The sequence below is a fragment of the Burkholderia sp. GbtcB21 genome (assembly GCF_019091065.1).
GTDB classification, from domain to species: domain Bacteria; phylum Pseudomonadota; class Gammaproteobacteria; order Burkholderiales; family Burkholderiaceae; genus Burkholderia; species Burkholderia pyrrocinia_C.
Genome location: NZ_JAGXKA010000557.1, coordinates 1 through 230, shown reverse-complemented (window position 1 = coordinate 230; position 230 = coordinate 1). Strand labels below are relative to the sequence as shown.

General features: G+C 72.6%; 1 pseudogene. It reads left to right on the top strand.

The features are described from left to right. Positions 1-230, top strand: a pseudogene (locus KVT39_RS37625) (MFS transporter); the annotation flags it as partial.

Genomic DNA, 230 nt, shown 5'->3' with positions numbered 1-230 from the left:
GCCGGGATGCTCGTGCCGGGCGACGCGCGGGGCGTGACGATAGGCGCGCCGATCCTCGCGATCGCCAGCGCGAAGATGCCGCGCAAGCGCGCACTGATGGGCCTGATCGGGCTGTTCAGCGCCGGCAACCTGTTCTGCGCGATCGCACCGGGCTCTGCGGTGCTGATGGCCGCGCGCGTCGCCACCGCGTTCTGCCTCGGCGCGTTCTTCGGGATCGGCTCGGTGGTCGC